The organism is Amphritea pacifica, assembly GCF_016924145.1.
In the GTDB taxonomy this organism is placed as follows: Bacteria; Pseudomonadota; Gammaproteobacteria; order Pseudomonadales; family Balneatricaceae; genus Amphritea; species Amphritea pacifica.
On sequence record NZ_JAFFZO010000136.1, the window covers coordinates 1 to 399 of the forward strand.

Here is a 399-nt window from a genome sequence, read left to right on the forward strand (position 1 = left end):
GGTTGCTCTTGCCGATCAGGGGGTGGGGCATAAATCGCTGATCCGCTTTAAAACCCCGGAGTTAACGGGGTATCAGGGGGCTGGCGTTTAATGTCACAGAGCTTTAGCTGAGAGAGACGGACCGGTCACTGGCAGATCATCTGAGTGAGAGACCGGTCTGTTGCAGGGTGAAAGTATGAGTTATGAAGTAACAGTTGAACCAACCGGTGATGTGATCGAGGTTGAAGAGGGGCAGACCATTCTGGATGCGGCCCTGCGTCAGGGGGTCTGGCTGCCGTTTGCCTGTGGCCACGGCACCTGCGCCACCTGTAAAGTGCAGGTGCTGGAGGGTGAAGGTGATCTGGGTAACGCCTCCCCCTTCGCGCTGATGGATATGGAGCGGGAGGAGGGCAAAGTGCT

General features: G+C 57.1%; 1 protein-coding gene. It reads left to right on the plus strand.

The genetic code is table 11. The features are described 5' to 3' along the window. Positions 1-175: 175 nt before the first annotated feature. A partial coding sequence (locus JW499_RS21780) for a 2Fe-2S iron-sulfur cluster-binding protein (protein WP_205212533.1) occupies positions 176-399 on the plus strand: 224 nt, incomplete at its 3' end.